The following is an 18,855-nucleotide window of genomic DNA, read 5'->3' as shown; positions in this document are numbered from 1 at the left end:
CGAACCCTCCCCTCCGGGTCGCGAGCCGGTCGGCGTTGTTCGTTCACCGGGCCCCGCATCGGCTCCGCATCAGGTAGCGGCAGGTCAGGGCCGTCGCACCTTCAGGCCAATCGGCGGGGGCCGGTGTCGAAGCGGCTGGGTTCCGGACCGATGCGCGCTCGGGCGTAGATGATCTCCGCCGAGGCCGAGGCGGCGAGCACCGGATCGCACGAGAGTTCGCGCATCTGAGGGATGTCGTCGAACAGGGCCGAAATACGTTGGGCAAGTTCGGCGAGGGCCGCCTTGTCGACCCCTGTTCTGCCCGGGCCCTCCGACAGCAGTGGCGCTGCTCGTGGTGCGTCGATGAGTGCGGTCGCCTCGTCCTGGGTCAGCGGTAGTGCGCGGTAGGCGCGGTCGCCGAGCAGGTCGATGATCATGCCGGACAGGCCGAATTGGATGACCGACCCGAACGAGGGGTCGTCGGTGACGCGGAGCACGCAGCCGACCCCCTTGGTCGCCATCTTCTGCACGTGCAGGAGCGGATCGCCGCAGATCTCCACCAGGTCGGTGTAGGCCTGATGGACCGCGTCCGGCCCCCACAGGTCCAAGCGCACGCCGATCAGATCGGGTCGACGCCGCCACAGCTCCCCGGTGGCCTTGGCCGCCACCGGATAGCCCAGTTCCTCGGCCGCGGCGACGGCCTGTTCGGCATCGCGCACCGCCCGGAACTCGACCACATCGATCCCGTAGCAGTCGAGCAGCAGCACCGCCTCCTCATCGGTGAGCCAGCGGCCGCCCGATTCCGCCGACCAGCCCTCCACGAGTGCCGCCGCGGCCGCGGTGTCGATCCCGGGCGGGCGCGTGACCGGCGAGATCGGCCGGTCACGCCAGCGCGCGTACCGGTCGACCCTGGCCAGCGCACGTGCGGCCCGCTCAGGGTCCGGGTAGGACGGGATGGATCCGCGTGCCGGAGCACCCGCGGTGGTCCGCACCGCCAACTGTCGCGGAATGCCCGATTCCGCGACAAAGGTGGTGAGCACCGGCTTTTCCGGCGCTGCCGCGGCGGCAGCCCGCAAAGCATCCCCGAAGCCCTCCATCGGCACCGGAACCGGCGGCGCGACCACAACGATCACCGCGTCGACCTCGTCGCTGCGCAGCGCGGCGAGGACCGCCTCCCTGAAGTCGGCGGGTGTGGCCTCCGGACCGAGGTCCACCGGCCCGTCGACTCCCACACCGACTGCTCCCCGCTCGAACGGCTCGGCGGTGTCCGGCTCCCGCGCGGGAGGCTCGATGCTGTCCGCACCACGACCGGCCCGTCGAGCGCTACGCACGCCCCACCCGGTCCGGCCGCCACGATCCGAACCCTGCTCCGCACGGTCGGAATCCCGTCCGGTCCGCCGCCCACGATCCACTCCCCGCCCGACCCTGCCACGATCGGCCTCCCGGCCGATTCGTCCGGCGCGGTCGGAGTCCCTGTCGGGCACTTCCTGCGAATCGCGGTCGGTCCCCAGCGAACTGTTCGGACCTCGCTCAGCCCGCACCGCCCCCTCCGAGTCCCGCTCGATCGGCGGAGTGCCTTGCAGTCCGCGCTCAGTCGGTCGGGCACCGGGACCTCGGTCGACAGCGGTGACGGGCCGATACACCCGCAACCCTTCGCTGCGGGCGGCGTCGATCGCCAGCCAGTTCAGTGCGGCGCTGTTGCCGACCACGGCGACCCGAGGGCCCTTCGGAAGCGGCTGACAGGCCAGCAGGGCGGCGCAGTCGAACAGTTCGGAGATGGAGTCGACCTGGATGATTCCGGCTTGGCCGAACAGATCACGGACCACCGTGCGGTCCATGTCGGCGCCCGCGGCGAGGCGACCGCTGCTCACCGCCACGATCGGTTTGCCGCGGGCCACCCGGCGGGCCAGACGAGAGAACTTGCGCGGGTTACCGAAGCTCTCCAGGTACAGCAGGATCACCTCGGTGTCGGCGGCGGTATCCCAGTACTGGAGCAGATCGTTGCCCGAGACATCGGCTCGGTTGCCTGCCGAGACGAACGTCGACAGGCCGAGATTGCGTGCCGCGGCCTCGCCGAGAATCGCCGCACCGAGCGGGCCGGACTGGCAGAAGAACCCGATCCGTCCGCGCTCGGGCAGGACAGGGGCCAGCGTGGCGTTCAGGCCGACCGCGGGGTCGGTGTTGGCGATGCCGAGTGCGCTCGGCCCGACCACCCGCATGCCGTGCCCACGTGCCGCGGCGACCAGGTCGTGTTCGGCGGCCAGCCCGGCCGCCCCGGTCTCACCGAAGCCCGCGGTCAGCACGACCAGGCCCTTGACTCCCTTGGCCATGCAGTCGTCCAGGACCGCCCCGATCGCGGCGGGCGGCACCGCCACCACCGCCAGGTCCACCTCGTCGGGGATCTCGCGCACCGTGGCGTAGGCCCGCACGCCGCGCACCGAACGCCGGTGCAGATTCACCGGGAACACCGGCCCGCTGAAACCGCCTGCGAGCAGATTCGCGAGCACGGCGCCGCCGACGCGGGTCTGTTCCGGTGACGCGCCGATCACCGCGACCGAACCGGGTGCGAGCAGGTTTCCGACGCTGCGCGCCTCCGAGGCCGCCTCCCGCGAATCCCGCACGGTGCGCAGCGCTTCGGTGGGGTCGATGGCGAATTCGAGGTGCACTTCGGAACCGTCGCGACTGCGCTGCAGTTGGTAGCCCGCCTCCCGGAAGACTGTGATCATGGCCTCGTTCTCGGCCAGCACCTCGGCGACGAACGCGACCACTTCGTTCTCGGCGGCGGCGCCGGCCAGATGCTCGAGCAGCACCGAACCGAGCCCACGTCCCTGGTGCTCGTCGGCGACCACGAAGGCCACCTCGGCCGCGCGTGGGCCCTGCCGAGCGAGCAGCTCGTAGCGGGCCACGGCGATGATGGCCGTGCCGAGTACCGCGACGAGGCCGACCCGATCTCGATAGTCGACGTGGGTGGTGCGGTACATGTCCTTCGGCGAGATCTGCGGGTACGGACCGAAGTAGCGCAGATACCGGGTGCGGTCGGACAGACCGGTGTGAAAGGCGGCGAGCGCGTCGGCATCGGCGGGCACGATCGGACGAACCTGGACCACACCGCCGTCGGCGGCGAGCACATCGCCGAACCAGTGTTGGGGTGGCGCAGGCGGATTCGCGGGCGTGTCGGAAGTATCGGGCAGCAGTGGCTCAGTCACGTGGATCCTCCGGGTCGAGGCCGAGCAGGCCGAAACTCGCCCGTCGGGTGGCCGTGATGGCGGTGTCGACCGCTCGCTGCGCGCGGATCTGGCCCGCATCGCCGATCTCGGGCGTGCCGCCCGGTCCGTCCCATGGGCGGTAGGCGGTGTCGCCCCCGTCGCCCATGGTCGTCGGTGGCTGCACCCGCGGCGCGGACGCTCGCACCTGTTCGATCCAGTCGGCGGGCACCGGCGTTTCGGGGGCCAGCGGGCGGTCGAGTGCCGCGGCGAGCAGGTGGGTCCAGGCTCGCGGCACCACTCGCACCACGCCGTATCCGCCGCCGCCGATCGCCAGCCACCGCCCCTCGGCGTACTCGTCGGCCAGGTCCCGCATCGCGAGGAACGCCGCGCGCTGACCGTCGACGGTGAGCTCCAGATCGGCCAGCGGATCTTCGCGGTGGGTGTCGACACCGCACTGGCTGACGATGATCTGGGGCCGGAACGCGGCCACCGCCCCGGGTACCACCGCGTGAAATCCCCTCAACCACTGCGCATCTCGTGTTCCGGGCAACAGTGGCAGGTTGATCGAGGTGCCTTCGGCGGTCCCGACCCCGGTCTCCTCCGGCCAACCGGTGTTGGGCCACAACGTCGCCGGATGCTGGTGCAGCGAGACCGTGAGCACGCGCGGATCGGCATAGAACGCCCGCTGCACCCCGTCGCCGTGATGGACATCGACATCGAGGTAGGCGATGCGATCGAAGCCGTTCTCGAGCAGCCACGAGATGGCGATCGCCGCATCGTTGTAGACACAGAACCCCGCCGCCGAATCCGGCATGGCGTGGTGCATTCCGCCGCCGATGCTCACCGCGCGCCGCGTACGGCCCGCCGCGATCTCCCGCGCGGCGGCGAGGGTGCCGCCGACGATCACCGACGCCGCCTCGTGCATGTGTGGGAACACCGGATTGTCGGCGGTTCCGAGGCCGTAGACGGCATCCTCGGGCGTCGGCGGCCCCTGCCCCGCCCGGCGCACCGCCTCGATGTAGGCGCTGCTGTGGACCCGCATCAGATCCGACTCGGTCGCCGCGTCGGGTGCCAGCGGCTCGACACCGTCGAGAAGACCTAAGCTTTGGGCCAGCGACATGGTGTATTGCAGGCGCGCCGGCTTCATCGGATGCTCCGGACTCCAGGTGTAACCGAGGAATCGCTCGGTCCATACGACAGTCCCTGTGTGTTCGCTGCGCGGCAACGTGACCATGCTCGCCACGCTAGCCGGAAGCAGCGGACCCCGTGCGGCGTTGACATGCAGTAGAAATAGGGCCGCTGGTCCGACGGGCGGACCGGCGTTCGCGCGTGGGTAGAATTCGTGCAGACGAAGGGGTATCAGGTGAAGGATCTGGTCGACACCACGGAGATGTATCTCCGTACCATCTACGACCTCGAGGAAGAGGGCGTGGTGCCCCTGCGGGCGCGTATCGCCGAACGCCTCGAGCAGAGTGGTCCGACGGTGAGCCAGACGGTCGCGCGGATGGAGCGCGACGGCCTGTTGCTCGTCGCCGGCGATCGCCATCTCGAGCTCACCGACAAAGGTAGGTCCATGGCGGTGTCGGTGATGCGCAAGCACCGGCTCGCCGAGCGGTTGCTGGTCGACATCATCGGATTGGATTGGGAGAACGTGCACGCCGAGGCGTGTCGCTGGGAGCACGTGATGAGCGAGGAGGTGGAGCGGCGCCTGATCGAGGTGCTCAATCACCCGACCACCTCGCCCTACGGCAACCCGATTCCCGGCTTGGACGAACTCGGTCTGGCCGACGCTCCCGCCGCCGAGGAGAAGCTGATCCGGCTCTCCGATCTGCCCAACGGCGCCCTGCACGCGGTGGTCGTGCGCAGGCTGGCCGAGCACATCCAGACCGACCCGGAGGTCATCGGGCGGTTGCGTGAGGCGGGCGTTGTTCCTGATGCTCGCGTTACCGTGGAGACCAAGCCGGGTGCGGTACTGATCACAGTGCCGGGCCACAACGGTTTCGAACTGTCCGAAGAGATGGCGCATGCCGTCCAGGTGAGGCTGGTCTGATTCGTGAAACTTCTTGTCACCGGCGGCGCCGGCTATGTGGGTGGCGGCTGCGCCGCCGTACTGCTCGAAGAGGGCCATGAGGTCGTCGTCGTCGACGACCTCTCGACCGGTAACGCCGACGGTGTTCCGGCCGGTGCCCGATTCGTCGACGGCGATATCGCCGTCGCCGCCCCCGATCTGCTGCGTGCCGAATCCTTCGACGGCGTCCTGCATTTCGCGGCGCAGTCGCTGGTCGGCGAGTCGGTGGAACAGCCGGAGAAGTACTGGCACGGCAATGTCGTGAAGACGCTGACGCTGCTGGAGGCGATCCGCGAGTCCGGCACACCGCGACTGGTGTTCTCCTCCACGGCCGCGGTGTACGGCGAGCCCGAGCAGGTCCCGATCACCGAGGACTCGCCCACTCGCCCCACCAATCCCTACGGTGCGAGCAAGCTGGCCATCGATCACGCCATCACCTCCTACGCGGCGGCGCACGATCTGGCCGCGACCAGCCTGCGCTACTTCAACGTGGCAGGCGCCTATGCCGGACTCGGTGAGAACCGGGTCGTGGAAACACATCTGATTCCCCTCGTGTTGCAGGTGGCACTGGGTCACCGCAAGGCCATTTCGGTGTACGGCACCGACTGGCCGACGCCGGACGGTACGTGTGTGCGCGACTACATCCACATCCGCGATCTGGCGCAGGCGCACCTGCTCGCGCTGTCGTCGTCGCAGCCGGGCACACACCGGATCTGCAACCTGGGTTCGGGCACGGGTTTCTCGGTGCGCGAAGTGATCTCGGCGTGCGAGCGGGTCACCGGCCTGCCGATCGAGACGATCGACGCGCCGCGGCGCGCGGGTGATCCGGCTGTCCTGATCGCCTCGAGTGACCGCGCGGTCGCCGAACTGGGCTGGCGACCCGAGCACAACGACCTCGACGAGATCGTCTCCGACGCTTGGGATTTCCTGCGTTCCCTCGGCGCGAACGCCCACAGCGCTCGCTGAAACGTCCGCCTCACGGGGCGATCGGGCCGATGTCGACCCCGAGATCGGCGGCGATCTGGTGACCACAATGCGCGAGTCTGCGCAGCCGTTCGGGCCGCAACCCGGTCTGCAGCGAAGTCTCCAGCAATGCCGCCATCGCGTGCTCGGCGTCGGCCTCCACGGCGGCGGCGATAGCCACGCCGGCGAAGGGTCCGTCGCCGCGCAGATAGGCGCTGAAACCGAGCAGGGCCGCCGCTTCGGCGCGGTCGGCACCGGGTGTCGCCCGCGCCAGCTGCGCCCACAGCAGCTCGGCGGCTTCGGCGTGATCGCCCAGCGCCAGCCCGTACATGGCGTCGCGGATCGGCCGGTCACGCAGGGTCACGGCCAGCCGCGCGAGTTCGCGCTCGGCCCGCGGTGCGCCGGACGCGGTGTCGGCGATCTGCCACAGCACCCATTCCAATGCCCGCCGCTGGTAGGCGACCATGTTCCCGGCGCGCGTCGCCGCCGCCAGCCCACCCCGATACCGCGCGTGGGCCGCCCCGAGCTGGGCGCGCACGCGCGCGCTCAGCAGGTCGTCGGGAATCATCAGCGCGGTCATCTCACGGCGGGAACCGCGAATCTGCTTGCCTTCCAGCACATGTGACACCGCGACAATCGAGGACGACGGATCGGCGACCAGGCCGGTCCCGACCGTGCCGAAGACACTGCGGTAGCGCTCACCCGCCGCGATCGCCCGCACCGACCAGGCGCCACGTACCGCGATCCCGTCCTCGGCCAGCACGTCGATCAACTCGGCGGCGCGCAGGACTTCCTCCCCCTCGAACTCAGCGCGGTCCTCGACGAAGACGGCGAGCACCCCGGTCGCCTCTTCGCGCAGGCAGATCGATGCCAGGCAGGCGGTGAACTGGTCGAGCAGCCGCATGTCGGTGGCCACGTCGAGGTCGAAGCGCACCACCGCCTCGATCGCCTCCGCCGCCCCGCCCGCCACCTCGTGCAGCACCGCGACGACGAGGGATCGTTCGGGCACGAAGCCGAGCATCGCGGGCAGGGCGGCGATCAGTTCACCGGGTTCGTCGACCCGCAGTGGTGGGCGCGGCAGTCCGCCGGGATAGCGGGGGGTGGATTCGGCGCAGCCGAGTGCGCGGGGAAACGGTCCGGTGCGCTCGGCCCGGCGGGTGGGGTTCGTCGATGGCGTCATGACTCCACCGTGCCCGCCGCCTACCGCGCACCGACTGCACCGACCTGGGCTTTTATCCGCCCTGTGAGTAGCGCCGGAACTGTGGAGTAACCCCGGTCCCTGCACCGCGACGCCGGCGAATCTGTCACCGCCCCGTGGTAGGCGCTCAGCTGCCGCGCACGGAGGCGACAGTTGTCGCGAACATCTCGTCCACAGCTGCCGTATCCGGTTGTCCCGCACCGAAAGTCATCGCTGTCACCGTGATGCGCACATCACCGATCTGCCCGATCGAGGTCTGCATCGTCTGGGTCAGCCCCACACCGCCGACTTCGGGAACCACGGTGCGCCGCAACGCTATCGCATCGTCGGTACCGGCGGGTACGGCCTGGTCGAGCACCGTCGTGACAGTGGAACCCGCACCGGCCCGCCGCACCTGGATCTGTCCGCACTCGCGGAGCCGATCACGCAGCCGCGCCACCGGTTCGGCGCTCCGCGACAATTCGACGGTGAGCGTGGCCCGGCTCGCGTCATCGGATCCGACCGCCACCGCCGCGGGCTCCCCACCGGGCTCGGGCTCGGTCGGCGTGCACTGCGTCGGACTGACCGACGCACCCGCGCCGACTCCATCGAGATCACCCGCCGCGGCCGCCGCCGCCTGCGGGGGCAGCACCACCGCCGGGTATCGGGCCGGAAACCGCGACGGTGCCGGCAACAGTTCGGCCAACGAACCCTCGACCTGTCGCACCGACACGGCGCTCTCGGCGACCGGCGTCCCGCTGACGCTCTGCGCGCACCCGGTGAGCGCGAACGAAACTACCGCCAACCCCAGCCACCAGCGACGCAGGCCAGGATCACCCGCGCGGATCGGTGTCGCCTGCGCCACGTTCACACCGTCCACTGTGCCCCACCGCGTCTATCGGCCCGGGCCCGCCACGCCGTGTGGGAGGCACAGCACGCCCCCACGGCCACCGCCTGTTGCCCCCTGGCAGCGGTGGTGCGGGAATGCGCGGCGCGTCCATGCTGTTGCCTACCAGGACGAGCCGTCCCCGGCCGTGTGCGACAGCACTGCTCGCGTGGGGGACAATGGAGATCCGCTTCCCCACCCCGCGAGCGATGGTGGACCGCGCAGGAAGGAGAAACGCGATGGATGACCAGTCGCATATGTACGAACTGGAGTTCCCGGCGCCGCAGTTGTCCTCGGACGACGGCGCGGGCCCCGTGCTGGTGCACGGCCTGGAAGGTTTCACCGACGCCGGCCACGCCGTGCGTCTGGCGACGACCCATCTGCGCGAGAGCCTCGAATCGGAACTGGTCGCGTCCTTCGACGTCGACGAGCTGCTCGATTACCGTTCGCGCCGCCCACTGATGACGTTCAAGACCGATCACTTCGCCGAGTACGCCGAGCCGGAACTGAACCTGTGGGCGCTGCGCGACACCGCGGGCACCCCGTTCCTGCTGCTCTCGGGCCTGGAACCGGATCTGCGCTGGGAGAAGTTCACCACCGCGGTGCGGCTGCTGGCCGAACAGCTGGGCGTACGCCGCACGATCGGCCTCTCGGCGATTCCGATGGCGATCCCGCACACGCGTCCGCTCGGTGTCACCGCGCATTCCTCGGACCGTTCGCTGATCGGCGAGCACCAGCGCTGGCCGGGCGAGTTGCAGGTGCCGGGTAGCGCGTCGTCGCTGCTCGAGTACCGGATGGCTCAGCACGGCCACGAATCGCTCGGGTTCTCGGTGCACGTGCCGCACTACCTGGCTCAGACCGACTACCCCGAGGCCGCGCAGACGCTGCTGGAGAACTTCGCCGACAACGCGGGCCTCGACCTGCCGCTGTCGGCGCTGGGCGAGGCGGCCGCGCGGGTGCGCGAGCAGGTCGCCGAGCACATCGAGGGCAACGAGGAGGTGGAGACGGTCGTCACCGCGCTGGAACGCCAATACGACAGCTTCGTCACCGCCCAGGAACGCCAGTCCAGCCTGCTGGCCGCCGACGGTGAACTGCCCAGCGGTGAGGAGATCGGGGCCGAGTTCGAGCGCTTCCTGGCCGAGCAGGGTGGTTATGACGACACCGCCGACGACGGTAAGGACTGACCCACCGGACCCACTAGGCGTAGCTGCGCCTTCGCTCCGGCCATGCGCGGCCGACGAGGGCTTCGCCCGCCGCGCAGACTAGGGTTGTCGGAGTGGATCTGACCGACCTACTCGAAATTCCCGGGACCGACGCCGACGCACTCTACGAGTCGTTCTCGGCGTGGGCCGCCGAGCAGGGCACACCACTGTATCCAGCGCAGGACGAGGCGCTGATGGAGTTGGCTTCGGGGTCCAATGTCATCCTGGCGACGCCGACCGGTTCCGGAAAGTCCCTGGTGGCGGTCGGCGCGCACCTGTTCGCCATGGCCAACGGGCAGCGCAGCTACTACACCGCGCCGATCAAGGCACTGGTCAGCGAAAAATTCTTCGCGCTGTGCGAGGTGTTCGGCGCGGAGAACGTCGGCATGGTGACCGGCGACGCGGCGGTCAACGCCGACGCCCCGATCATCTGCGCCACCGCGGAGATCCTGGCGAACCTGGCGCTACGCGAGGGCGCGGCGGCCGAGGTCGGCCAGATCGTGATGGACGAGTTCCACTTCTACGCCGACCCCGACCGCGGCTGGGCGTGGCAGGTGCCGATCATCGAACTCCCCCGCGCCCAATTCCTGCTGATGTCGGCGACGTTGGGCGAGGTGGACTTCTTCGCCACCGATCTCGAAGCGCGCACCGGCCGCTCGACCACGGTGGTCGCGGGCACCGAACGTCCTGTCCCCCTGACGTTCTCGTACGTGCGCACCCCCATCACCGAAACCCTCGAAGAGCTGGTGACCACCCACCAGGCGCCGGTCTACGTCGTGCACTTCACCCAGGCGGCCGCCCTCGAACGCGCGCAGGCACTGACGAGCGTGAACTTCGCCTCCCGCGCCGAGAAGGACGCGATCGCCGCCGCCATCGGCGAGTTCCGGTTCGCCTCGGGCTTCGGCAAGACGCTGTCGCGGCTGATCCGCCACGGCATCGGCGTGCACCACGCGGGCATGCTGCCCAAATATCGCCGCTTGGTGGAAAAGCTCGCCCAGGACGGCCTGCTGAAAGTGGTGTGCGGCACCGACACCCTCGGCGTCGGCATCAACGTCCCGATCCGCACGGTACTGCTCACCGGCCTCACCAAATACGACGGTGTGCGCACCCGCAGGCTCAAAGCCCGTGAGTTCCACCAGATCGCCGGACGCGCCGGACGCGCGGGCTACGACACCATGGGCACCGTGGTGGTGCAGGCACCCGAGCACGAGGTGGAGAACACCCGCCTGATCGCCAAGGCGGGCGACGACCCGAAGAAGCAGCGAAAAGTGGTGCGCCGCAAACCGCCCGAGGGTTTCGTCTCGTGGAGCGAGGAGACCTTCGACCGTCTCATCGCCGCCCCACCCGAGCCGATGGTGTCGCGCTTCGCGGTGACCAACTCGATGCTGCTCAACGTGATCGCCCGCCCGGGCAACTGCTTCTACGCGATGCGTCACCTGCTCGAGGACAACCACGAGCCGCGTCCCGCACAACGCAAGCACATCCTGCGAGCCCTGCGGCTCTACCGTTCGCTGCGCGATGCCGGTGTGGTGCAACAGCTTTCCGAACCCGATGCGAAGGGCCGGATGGCGCGGCTCACCGTCGACCTGCAACGCGATTTCGCGCTCGACCAACCACTGTCGCCGTTCGCGCTGGCCGCGTTCGACCTTCTCGATCGCGAAAGTCCCACCTACACACTCGATGTCGTCTCCCTGATCGAGGCCACCCTCGAAGACCCGCGCCAGCTGCTGATGGCCCAGCAGCACAAGGCCCGTGGTGTCGCCGTCAACGAGATGAAAGCCGACGGTATCGAATACGAGGAGCGGATGGAGCTCCTGGAGGAAGTCACCTGGCCCAAGCCCCTGGCCGAGCTGATCGATCCGATGTTCGAGACCTACCGGGCCGGACACCCCTGGGTCTCGGAATTCGCGCCGTCACCGAAGTCGGTGGTGCGCGACATGATCGAACGCGCGATGACCTTCGCCGAACTGATCTCGCACTACGAACTGACCCGCTCCGAAGGCGTGGTGCTGCGCTACCTCGCCGACGCCTACCGTGCCCTGCGCCGCACCGTGCCCGACGCCGCGCGCACCGAGGATCTCGACGATCTCACCGAATGGCTCGGCGAACTGATCCGTCAGGTCGATTCGAGCCTGCTCGACGAGTGGGAACAGCTCACCAACCCGGGCGCGGAGAACGACGCCCAGCAGGTCGCGTTCGGCGCCGAAACGGTGCGCCCGATCACCGCCAACGAACGCGCCTTCCGAATCATGGTCCGCAACGCGATGTTCCGCCGCGTGGAGCTGGCTTCGCGACGCCGCTGGTACGAACTCGACCAGCTCGGCACCGGCCCCGACTGGGCCGAGGACTTCGCCCCCTATTTCGACGAGTACGCCACGATCGGCACCGGCCCCGACGCACGCGGCCCACAGCTGTTCCAGGTGGAGCAGCGGCCCGGTTTCTGGCACGTTCGCCAGGTGCTCGACGACCCGGCCGGCGATCACGGCTGGGCACTGACGGCGATCGTGGATCTCGAGGAGTCCGACGCCGCGGGCGAGGTCGTGTTCGACGAGGTCACAGTCACGGCAGGCTGAGTAATACCGACTGACTATGACTAATATGACGAATGTTTGACGGATTCGTTGTTGGGTAGGCGCCGCTGATAGTCTCTCCCGGCCGCCGAGGAGAAAGTTCACCGTGCCCGAATCCCCGTACCTTGTCATCGACCCTGAGCGGGTACGTGCCAACTACCGAACCCTCGATGCCGCCGTCTGCGCGGGCACCCGGATCCGGTACGCGGTCAAAGCGGCCCCGGTGGCCGAACTGATCACGCTGCTCGACGACGAGGGCGCCGAATTCGATGTCGCCAGCATCGGCGAGATCGACCAGTGCCTCGAGCTCGGCGTCGCGCCCGAGCGGCTCTGCTACGGCAACCCGATCAAGAAGAGCGCCCATATCGCGCGTGCCTTCGCCCTCGGCGTGCGCCGCTACGCCTTCGACACCGAAGACGACCTCGGCCGCATCGCCGAGCACGCGCCGGGCTCGGAGGTCGAGTGCCGATTCCTGTCCTCGGCGCCCGAATCACGGACCCCGTTCGGCACCAAGTTCGGGTGCGCGCCCGCCGAAGCCCTGCGACTGCTGGTGCGCGCCCGCGATCTGGGCCTGACGGTCGGCGGTCCCTATTTCCACGTCGGCTCCCAGCAACTCGACCCCGCCGCCTGGCGGATCGGTGTCGAGCAGGCCGGTGAGATCGTCAAAGCCTTGGCGGACAAGGACATTCATGTCTCGGCGGTGAATGTGGGTGGCGGTCTGCCGATCTCCTACGCCGACGAGGCCCCCGAACTCGACGCTATCGCGGGCGCCATCACCGGTGCCGCCGCCGAGTTCCTGCCCGCGGCCACCGGCCTGATCGTGGAACCCGGCCGTGCGCTGGTGGGTAACGCGGGCACCGTGCACGCCGAGGTCGTCGGCGTGCGTTTCGCGCCGGACGGTCGGCGCTGGGTGTATCTCGACATCGGCCGATACAACGGTATGGCCGAGACCGAGAACGAGTACATCGCTTACCGTTTCGTCACCGATCGCGACGGCGATCCGGTCGACGAGGCGGTGGTCGCGGGTCCGACCTGCGACGGCGACGATGTACTGTATCAACGCACGAAGGTCCTTCTGCCGACCACGTTGCGAGCCGGTGACCGGATTCAGATCCTGCACACCGGCGCCTATACCGCGAGTTATTCGTCGGTGTCCTTCAATGGTTTTCCGCCCTTGACCGTTCATGTCTCGGGCGCTGAGCGAGAGTGAGTTTGCCCATGACGGCGGAATTCACCGGTTGGCACGTGCTGGCCGAGTTCGGTGGCGTCGACACGGCCCTGTGTGACGATCTCGAACGACTCGAATCGGCGTTGCGTGAGTCTTTGATCGCGGCGGGCGTCACCATCTGCGAAGTCGTACATAAAAAGTTCGATCCGCAGGGGGTGACCGTCCTCGCGCTGTTGTCGGAGTCTCACGCCTCGATTCACACTTATCCGGAGTCCGGCGACATCTTCGTCGACGTCTTCACCTGCGGCAGCATCGGTGCGGGCGCGACGAAAGCAGTCGAACTGCTCCGAGACAAGTTGTCCCCCACCACAGTTCGGATGCAGACGGTCCAGCGTGGCCACGGCGCCGAGAAGATCTACGAACCGGTGGGCGACGGCCTGACCCGGATCTGGGATCTGCACGAGGTGATCGTGGATACCAACACCCCGTTCCAGCACATGGTGATCGCGCGCACCGATCAGGGGATCTCCCTGTTCTCCGACGACGATCGTCAGTCCACCGAGTTCTCCCAGGTCACCTACCACGAGGCCATGATGGTCCCGGCGTTCGTGCTGGCGGAGAAACTCGATCGGGTGCTGATCATCGGTTCCGGTGAGGGTGTGGCCTCGCAGATGTCGGTGGCGGCCGGGGCGACCCTGGTCGACCACGTCGATATCGATCAGCGCGAAGTGGAGCTGTGCGCCGAGCACCTGCCCTACGGCTACACCACCGCCGAGCTCACCGCCGCGGTGAAGCACGAGGGTCGGGTCCACGTGCACTACGCCGACGGCTGGGATTTCCTGGCGAACGCGCAGGCGGCGGGTACCCGCTACGACGTGATCGTCATCGATCTGCCCGACGAGCGCGTCGAGGACGCCCAGCACAACCGCCTCTACGAGTCGGAGTTCCTGTCCCGATGTAAGGCACTGCTCGCCCCCGGCGGCGTGCTGTCGGCCCAGGCCGGTTGCGCCACGATGTGGCGCAACGAGACGCTGAAGCGTTCGTGGGGTCGTTTCCACGAGCAGTTCGCCACCGTGGTCCCCTACGGCAGCGACGAGCACGAGTGGACCTTCCTGTTCGGCCTGAACGAGAAGATCGACGACCCGGTCCGCGGCATGCGCGACCGCCTCGCCCTGCTCCCCTACCGCGCCGAGACCATCGACGCGCGGGCACTGGAGCGCGGCGCGATCGAGCCGTACGCGTTGCGCGACCAGTAGGAATCCGCACCGAGAGCGGGCCGGGACGCGTGCTGCGTCCCGGCCCGCTCTCATGGGTCCGGCGAAACCGGCACCGGCGTGCGCCGCTACTTGGCACCATGCGAAGACCGAGTTTCGACAGAATCGAGTCCGCCCATGAAGCCGACACCGTTGTCCGCGAACGGTCTGATGCCGGTCCGCTACCCGTCCGATCACCGACCCCGCCTCGACGCGCTGTCCGCGGCGGGACTCACCGAATTCCGCAGGTTGTTCGCCACGGCACCCGATGTGACGGTGGCCGACTTCGCGCGGCTCGACGGTGACGTGACGATGCGCTCGTTCCCCGGATCGGGCGAGCGACTGCTGGGGCCGATGATGGCTCGACCGTCGTACTTCTGGGTGGCCAAGTCGTTTCGTCACGTGGACGAGGTGGCCGTCGGCCACAATGTCTTTCGCCTCCTCGGCGGCATGCGGGCGTTGAATTTCGTCGCCACGGTGGGCGATTCCGTGATCGACGGGCGCGCGGCAGTGCTTTTCGACTATGACGATCCCCGCGTCGGCTCCCGGAGACCGGCGCGGCGGATCTACGACGAACTGCGCGAGATCGAACCGGATCTGTGGCTGGGCCCGAGCTACTTCTCGACGAAAAGCAAGCGAATCTCCATGGGCTGGTTCGCACTCGACGCCTCGGTCCCCCTCGACGGACCCGCCTGAGTCGGTGAGCCGGGCGGAATTCCGGCTCACCGATCAACTCAGCCCTTGGCCGCGCGCTTCGCCCGGTACTCGGCGACATTCAGCCCGCCCACACCCCAATCCGTCAGGGGCACTTCGTCGATCACCACGAAGGTGAGGTCGGGATCCTTCCCGAGCACATCGAAGAGCAGATCGGTGACGCCCTTGATGAGCTGCGCCTTCTGCTCGGTGGTGACCCCTTCATCGGTGACCTTGATGTTCACGTACGGCATGATCGTGTCCTTTCGATGGTGTTTCAGGCTGCTCGACCGGAAATGAAGCCGCCGTCGACGGGCAGGATGTGCCCGGTGACGAACTCGGCGTCGGCGAGATACAGCACGGCCGAGGTGGTTTCGGTGACGTCGCCGAGACGGTCGAGGAGGGCGAACCCGCCGAAGACATTCTCGTTACCACTCGCCAACAGCGGCGTGCGCACGAAGCCGGGGGCGACGGCGTTGACGCGAATGCGGTCGGCAGCCAGTTCGGCCGCCAAACTCGTGGTCAACGCGTGGATCGCGCCCTTGCTGGCCAATGGCGCGGAGGCGGGGATATCGGCGATCGCGTGCGTGACGAGCACCGTGCCGATATTGACGATGTTGCCGCCCGTGCCCTGCTCTCGGAGCCGTCGGACCACCGCCTGCGTGGTGAAGTAGGTGCCTTTCAGGTTGCCGTCGAGGTAGCCGGTCAGTTCGTCGGCGGTGACCTCGGTGAACGGCTTCGCCGCGAACGTGCCCGCGTTGTTGACCAGCACATCCACCCCACCGAATCGCTCGACCGCGGCCGCGACCAGCGCCGAACCCGTTGCGGGCGAGCCGATATCGCCGACGACGACCGCCGTGCGCTCGGGCGCGCCCAACTCCTGGGCCACCGCCGCGAGCTTCGCGGCATCGCGCCCGTTGAGCACGACATTGTCACCGCGCTCGACGAAGGCACGGGCGATGTCGCGCCCGATTCCGCTGGAGGATCCGGTCACGATGGCCGTCTTGATGGTGGACATGGTGTCTTCCCTTTCATTCGATACGACCGGTCGTCTTGGAATAAACAAGCGGCAACCAGCCGGTCCGCCCGACCCTGATCAGGGCCGGAAGTAGTCGTCCAGCAGACGTTTCAGGCACTTGTGCAGCGGCTCGACGGTGCGCTGCAGCTTCATCCGGATCACGGCGCCCTCCCACGATTCGAGGAGCAGGTCGGCGAGGTCGACCGCGTCGATATCGCCGCGCACCGAGCCGTCGGCCTGCGCGGCACGCAACGCGGCCGCGACGCTGTCACGCCAGGCCACCCAGGCACTCGACAGTTCTTCCCGCAGCACGTCGCTACCCTCGAGCTCGGCCGCGAGGTTCGCGAGCAGGCATCCGCCGGTGAAGTCGGTGCGCACGAACTCGGCGGTCTGCCGCGCGAAGAAGACGCGCACGCCACCGAGGGGATCAGCGGTGGAGCCGAAGGCGTCGGCGAGATTGCGCTGGATGCACAGTGAATGATGCCCGATCACCGCTCGGGCGAACGTCTCTTTGCTGTCGAAGTAGTTGTAGAACGAGCCTTTCGGCACCCCGACCTTGTCGAGCACCTGCTTGATGCCGGTGCCGTGATAGCCGTTGGCCAGCAGGTCGGCCGCGCCCTCCTCGATGAGGAGCGCTCTCGTGTCGTCGCTACGCCGTGGTCGTGCCATGCGAAGAACTATACGACCGGTCGTCTAGGAATGGCAAGCTGAACGTCCACCCCGCGAGCTCAGTCGTCGTCGACACCGCGTGCGGCCAGCGCTTCACCCATCGCGTCGGCGGTCCGCAATGCCCGCACCAGCACGGGCGTGACCAGTGCGGTCGCCGACCACGACACCCCTCGCGCCCGCCGGGCCTCGCCGACATCGTGGACGATCTGCGCCAGCAACGGAACGCACCGAATCGCCAGCGCGAGAAGCAGACTCACTCGCTCGGGGTTCACTCCGACGCGACGCAGCGGACCCAGCGCGCGAGTCAGCGCGTCGAGCATCGCGGTTACCCGCGTGGTCACCGTGACCAGTGCCGCGAGGGCCACCGACACGAGCAATACCCCACACACCACCACGGCTCGCTGCGGTGAGGTGGTGAGCAACTGGAACACCCCGATGATCGCGGTCATCCACAGCACCGGGCGCACCTGGGCGAAGGCCACCCGCCAGGAGACGCGGGCGAGCGCGAACAGGCAGGCCACCACAGCCACGGCGACCAGCACCCCGAGCGGGCCACGGACGAATACCGTCATCGCCAGGATCGAGACCAGCAACAGCGCCAGCTTCACCCCGGCGGGCATCCGGTGCAGCAGCGAGTCGCCGGGGCAGTACAGCCCGATCATTCGATCAGTTGCCGATACGCGTCGATCGCCGTCACCGGGGGGCCGTCGAAAACCACGGAACCGTTGTCCAGTACTACGACTCGATCGAACCCGTCGAGCAATCCGAGCTGGTGGGTTACCACGATCACCTGCTGGTCGAGGGAGTTCAGCGCCTGTGATACCCGCCGCGCGTTGCGCAGATCGAGCAGCGTGGTCGGTTCGTCGGCAACGATCACCTCGGGCTCGCGGATCAGCGCGGAACCGATGGCCAGCAGCTGTTTCTGCCCGCCGGAGAGCAGGTGTGCCGGATGGTCGGTGTGCGCGGCGAGGCCGAAGCGGTCGAGCATGCGCTGCACGCGGGCCGCGATCTCGGCCTTGCTCAGACCGCTGCGGCGCAGCGAGAACGCGAGGTCCTCGGCGACCGTGGGCATCACGATCTGGGTGTCGGGATCGGTGAACACGAAGCCGACCTTGCGTCGCACCTGCGCGCCCTTGCGGGCGACGTCGAGCCCGTCGACGGTCACCGTGCCGGTGGCCGGCTTCAGCAGTCCGTTGAGCATGCGGGCCAGCGTCGATTTGCCCGACCCGTTGGCGCCGATGAATCCGACCCGGCGTTCGGTGATCCGCAGATCGATATCGCGCAGCACGGTCCGATCACCGAAACGGTGACCCACCGCGTCGACGACGATCTCGCTCACGACGCCCGGCGATCAGGCACGGATCAGCCCGGGATAGGCGCGATGCACGCCCTTCGCGACGACCGTGGCGATCACGACCTTGGCCAGATCGCCGGGCACGAAGGCGAAGTTGGTCGACACCGCCGCCCACGGGCTGAGATCGGTGCGCACGAGCAGGCCCGCGGTGCCGAACAGATAGATGATCACGATGCCGCCGAGGGCGTTGATCAGCAGGCCGAGCACGATCGGATACTTCGGCAGGATCATCGCGGTGAGCAGCCCGATGACCAGCGTCGCCGGAATCCAGCCGATCAGATAGCCGGCCGTCGGCGAAGCCAGCGCGGTGAGGCCGGTGCGGCCACCGGAGAGCAGGGGCAGCCCGATCATGGTCAGCGCGATGAACACCGCCACCGCGGCCGTGCCCTTGCGGGCGCCGAGGATCGCACCGGTGAGGATCACTCCGAGCGTCTGCAGCGTGATCGGGACCCCGCTGAACCCGACGGTGATCGCACCGGGCAGGCCGAGGGCGGCGATCAGGGCCGCGAACACCGCGATCTGCGCCATGTCCCGTGCGGTGAATCCGGTTGCCCGCTTCGGGGATTGTTCGACTTCGGGCACGGCAGACATCCTTCGCTACATCATTGAACGACGTTCAAAATAGCAGGCGACCAGGTCGGTGTCGCAC

At 68.4% G+C, this 18,855-nt stretch carries 17 protein-coding genes; 7 read left to right on the top strand and 10 right to left on the bottom strand.

What is annotated here, in order from left to right; all coding sequences use genetic code 11:
• Nucleotides 1–101 precede the first annotated feature (101 nt).
• Nucleotides 102–3,185, bottom strand: a complete 3,084-nt coding sequence (locus IBJ82_RS34455) for a GNAT family N-acetyltransferase (RefSeq protein WP_370585115.1) — start codon at nt 3,183–3,185, stop codon at nt 102–104.
• The gene (locus IBJ82_RS02725) at nt 3,178–4,419 is read right to left on the bottom strand and encodes an acetoin utilization protein AcuC (protein WP_194824344.1); all 1,242 of its coding nucleotides are present in this window, start codon (nt 4,417–4,419) and stop codon (nt 3,178–3,180) included. The genes IBJ82_RS34455 and IBJ82_RS02725 overlap by 8 nt, the downstream gene beginning before the upstream one ends.
• Before the next feature lie 129 nt (nt 4,420–4,548).
• Here IBJ82_RS02725 and IBJ82_RS02720 point away from each other — a divergent pair, with 129 nt between their 5' ends.
• Both IBJ82_RS02720 and galE read left to right on the top strand, forming a co-directional pair.
• A complete protein-coding gene (locus tag IBJ82_RS02720; protein ID WP_056815561.1) occupies nt 4,549–5,235 on the top strand; it encodes a metal-dependent transcriptional regulator in 687 nt (228 codons plus the stop codon).
• A 3-nt stretch (nt 5,236–5,238) separates the two neighbouring features.
• Nucleotides 5,239–6,219 carry a UDP-glucose 4-epimerase GalE gene (gene galE / locus IBJ82_RS02715; RefSeq protein ID WP_194824343.1) on the top strand — a complete coding sequence of 327 codons (981 nt, stop codon included), beginning with the start codon at nt 5,239–5,241 and terminating at the stop codon, nt 6,217–6,219.
• A gap of 10 nt (nt 6,220–6,229) precedes the next feature.
• On the opposite strand, the gene IBJ82_RS02710 is transcribed toward galE, so the two are convergent.
• Together IBJ82_RS02710 and IBJ82_RS02705 are read right to left on the bottom strand one after the other, a co-directional pair.
• Entirely contained in the window at nt 6,230–7,396 is a 1,167-nt protein-coding gene (locus IBJ82_RS02710) for a DUF4192 domain-containing protein (protein ID WP_194824342.1), read from the bottom strand.
• A gap of 145 nt (nt 7,397–7,541) precedes the next feature.
• Nucleotides 7,542–8,264, bottom strand: coding sequence for a sensor domain-containing protein (locus IBJ82_RS02705; protein WP_370585114.1), 723 nt, complete (start codon nt 8,262–8,264; stop codon nt 7,542–7,544).
• A 254-nt stretch (nt 8,265–8,518) separates the two neighbouring features.
• Here IBJ82_RS02705 and IBJ82_RS02700 point away from each other — a divergent pair, with 254 nt between their 5' ends.
• The 5 genes from IBJ82_RS02700 to IBJ82_RS02680 all read left to right on the top strand — a co-directional run bounded on the left by IBJ82_RS02700 (nt 8,519) and on the right by IBJ82_RS02680 (nt 15,168).
• Nucleotides 8,519–9,463: a proteasome assembly chaperone family protein gene (locus tag IBJ82_RS02700; RefSeq protein WP_194824341.1), complete on the top strand. Its 945-nt coding sequence runs from the start codon at nt 8,519–8,521 to the stop codon at nt 9,461–9,463.
• A 92-nt stretch (nt 9,464–9,555) separates the two neighbouring features.
• The gene (locus IBJ82_RS02695) at nt 9,556–12,054 is read left to right on the top strand and encodes a DEAD/DEAH box helicase (protein ID WP_194824340.1); all 2,499 of its coding nucleotides are present in this window, start codon (nt 9,556–9,558) and stop codon (nt 12,052–12,054) included.
• 103 nt (nt 12,055–12,157) lie between these two features.
• Nucleotides 12,158–13,261: a type III PLP-dependent enzyme gene (locus tag IBJ82_RS02690; RefSeq protein ID WP_194824339.1), complete on the top strand. Its 1,104-nt coding sequence runs from the start codon at nt 12,158–12,160 to the stop codon at nt 13,259–13,261.
• An 8-nt stretch (nt 13,262–13,269) separates the two neighbouring features.
• The gene (gene speD / locus IBJ82_RS02685) at nt 13,270–14,475 is read left to right on the top strand and encodes an adenosylmethionine decarboxylase (protein ID WP_194824338.1); all 1,206 of its coding nucleotides are present in this window, start codon (nt 13,270–13,272) and stop codon (nt 14,473–14,475) included.
• A gap of 135 nt (nt 14,476–14,610) precedes the next feature.
• Nucleotides 14,611–15,168, top strand: a complete 558-nt coding sequence (locus tag IBJ82_RS02680; RefSeq protein WP_194824337.1) for a hypothetical protein — start codon at nt 14,611–14,613, stop codon at nt 15,166–15,168.
• A 38-nt stretch (nt 15,169–15,206) separates the two neighbouring features.
• Here the strand turns inward: IBJ82_RS02680 and IBJ82_RS02675 are convergent, their stop codons facing one another.
• From IBJ82_RS02675 to IBJ82_RS02650, 6 genes are all read right to left on the bottom strand, one after another.
• Entirely contained in the window at nt 15,207–15,446 is a 240-nt protein-coding gene (locus tag IBJ82_RS02675; RefSeq protein ID WP_228536599.1) for a 4-oxalocrotonate tautomerase family protein, read from the bottom strand.
• Nucleotides 15,443–16,183: an SDR family NAD(P)-dependent oxidoreductase gene (locus IBJ82_RS02670; protein WP_194824335.1), complete on the bottom strand. Its 741-nt coding sequence runs from the start codon at nt 16,181–16,183 to the stop codon at nt 15,443–15,445. Before IBJ82_RS02670 ends, IBJ82_RS02675 begins: the two co-directional genes overlap by 4 nt.
• 78 nt (nt 16,184–16,261) lie before the next feature.
• Entirely contained in the window at nt 16,262–16,852 is a 591-nt protein-coding gene (locus tag IBJ82_RS02665; RefSeq protein ID WP_194824334.1) for a TetR/AcrR family transcriptional regulator, read from the bottom strand.
• 59 nt (nt 16,853–16,911) lie between these two features.
• A complete protein-coding gene (locus IBJ82_RS02660; RefSeq protein ID WP_194824333.1) occupies nt 16,912–17,514 on the bottom strand; it encodes an energy-coupling factor transporter transmembrane protein EcfT in 603 nt (200 codons plus the stop codon).
• On the bottom strand, nt 17,511–18,191 hold the full coding sequence (locus IBJ82_RS02655) for an ABC transporter ATP-binding protein (protein WP_194824332.1): 681 nt from the start codon (nt 18,189–18,191) through the stop codon (nt 17,511–17,513). Before IBJ82_RS02655 ends, IBJ82_RS02660 begins: the two co-directional genes overlap by 4 nt.
• Before the next feature lie 12 nt (nt 18,192–18,203).
• Nucleotides 18,204–18,797: a biotin transporter BioY gene (locus tag IBJ82_RS02650; protein WP_228536401.1), complete on the bottom strand. Its 594-nt coding sequence runs from the start codon at nt 18,795–18,797 to the stop codon at nt 18,204–18,206.
• Nucleotides 18,798–18,855 lie beyond the last annotated feature (58 nt).

This window comes from Nocardia sp. XZ_19_231 (assembly GCF_015355705.1).
In the GTDB taxonomy this organism is placed as follows: Bacteria; Actinomycetota; Actinomycetes; order Mycobacteriales; family Mycobacteriaceae; genus Nocardia; species Nocardia salmonicida.
This window is presented reverse-complemented; position numbering and strand designations above follow the sequence as displayed.

Coding starts and splice junctions, on each gene's coding strand:
- IBJ82_RS02700 (WP_194824341.1), top strand. CDS start 8,519: ATGGATGACCAGTCGCATATGTACGAACTGGAGTTCCCGGCGCCGCAG.
- IBJ82_RS02680 (WP_194824337.1), top strand. CDS start 14,611: ATGAAGCCGACACCGTTGTCCGCGAACGGTCTGATGCCGGTCCGCTAC.
- IBJ82_RS02665 (WP_194824334.1), bottom strand. CDS start 16,852: ATGGCACGACCACGGCGTAGCGACGACACGAGAGCGCTCCTCATCGAG.
- IBJ82_RS02710 (WP_194824342.1), bottom strand. CDS start 7,396: ATGACGCCATCGACGAACCCCACCCGCCGGGCCGAGCGCACCGGACCG.
- IBJ82_RS02650 (WP_228536401.1), bottom strand. CDS start 18,797: ATGTCTGCCGTGCCCGAAGTCGAACAATCCCCGAAGCGGGCAACCGGA.
- IBJ82_RS02660 (WP_194824333.1), bottom strand. CDS start 17,514: ATGATCGGGCTGTACTGCCCCGGCGACTCGCTGCTGCACCGGATGCCC.
- speD (WP_194824338.1), top strand. CDS start 13,270: ATGACGGCGGAATTCACCGGTTGGCACGTGCTGGCCGAGTTCGGTGGC.
- IBJ82_RS02725 (WP_194824344.1), bottom strand. CDS start 4,419: ATGGTCACGTTGCCGCGCAGCGAACACACAGGGACTGTCGTATGGACC.
- IBJ82_RS02670 (WP_194824335.1), bottom strand. CDS start 16,183: ATGTCCACCATCAAGACGGCCATCGTGACCGGATCCTCCAGCGGAATC.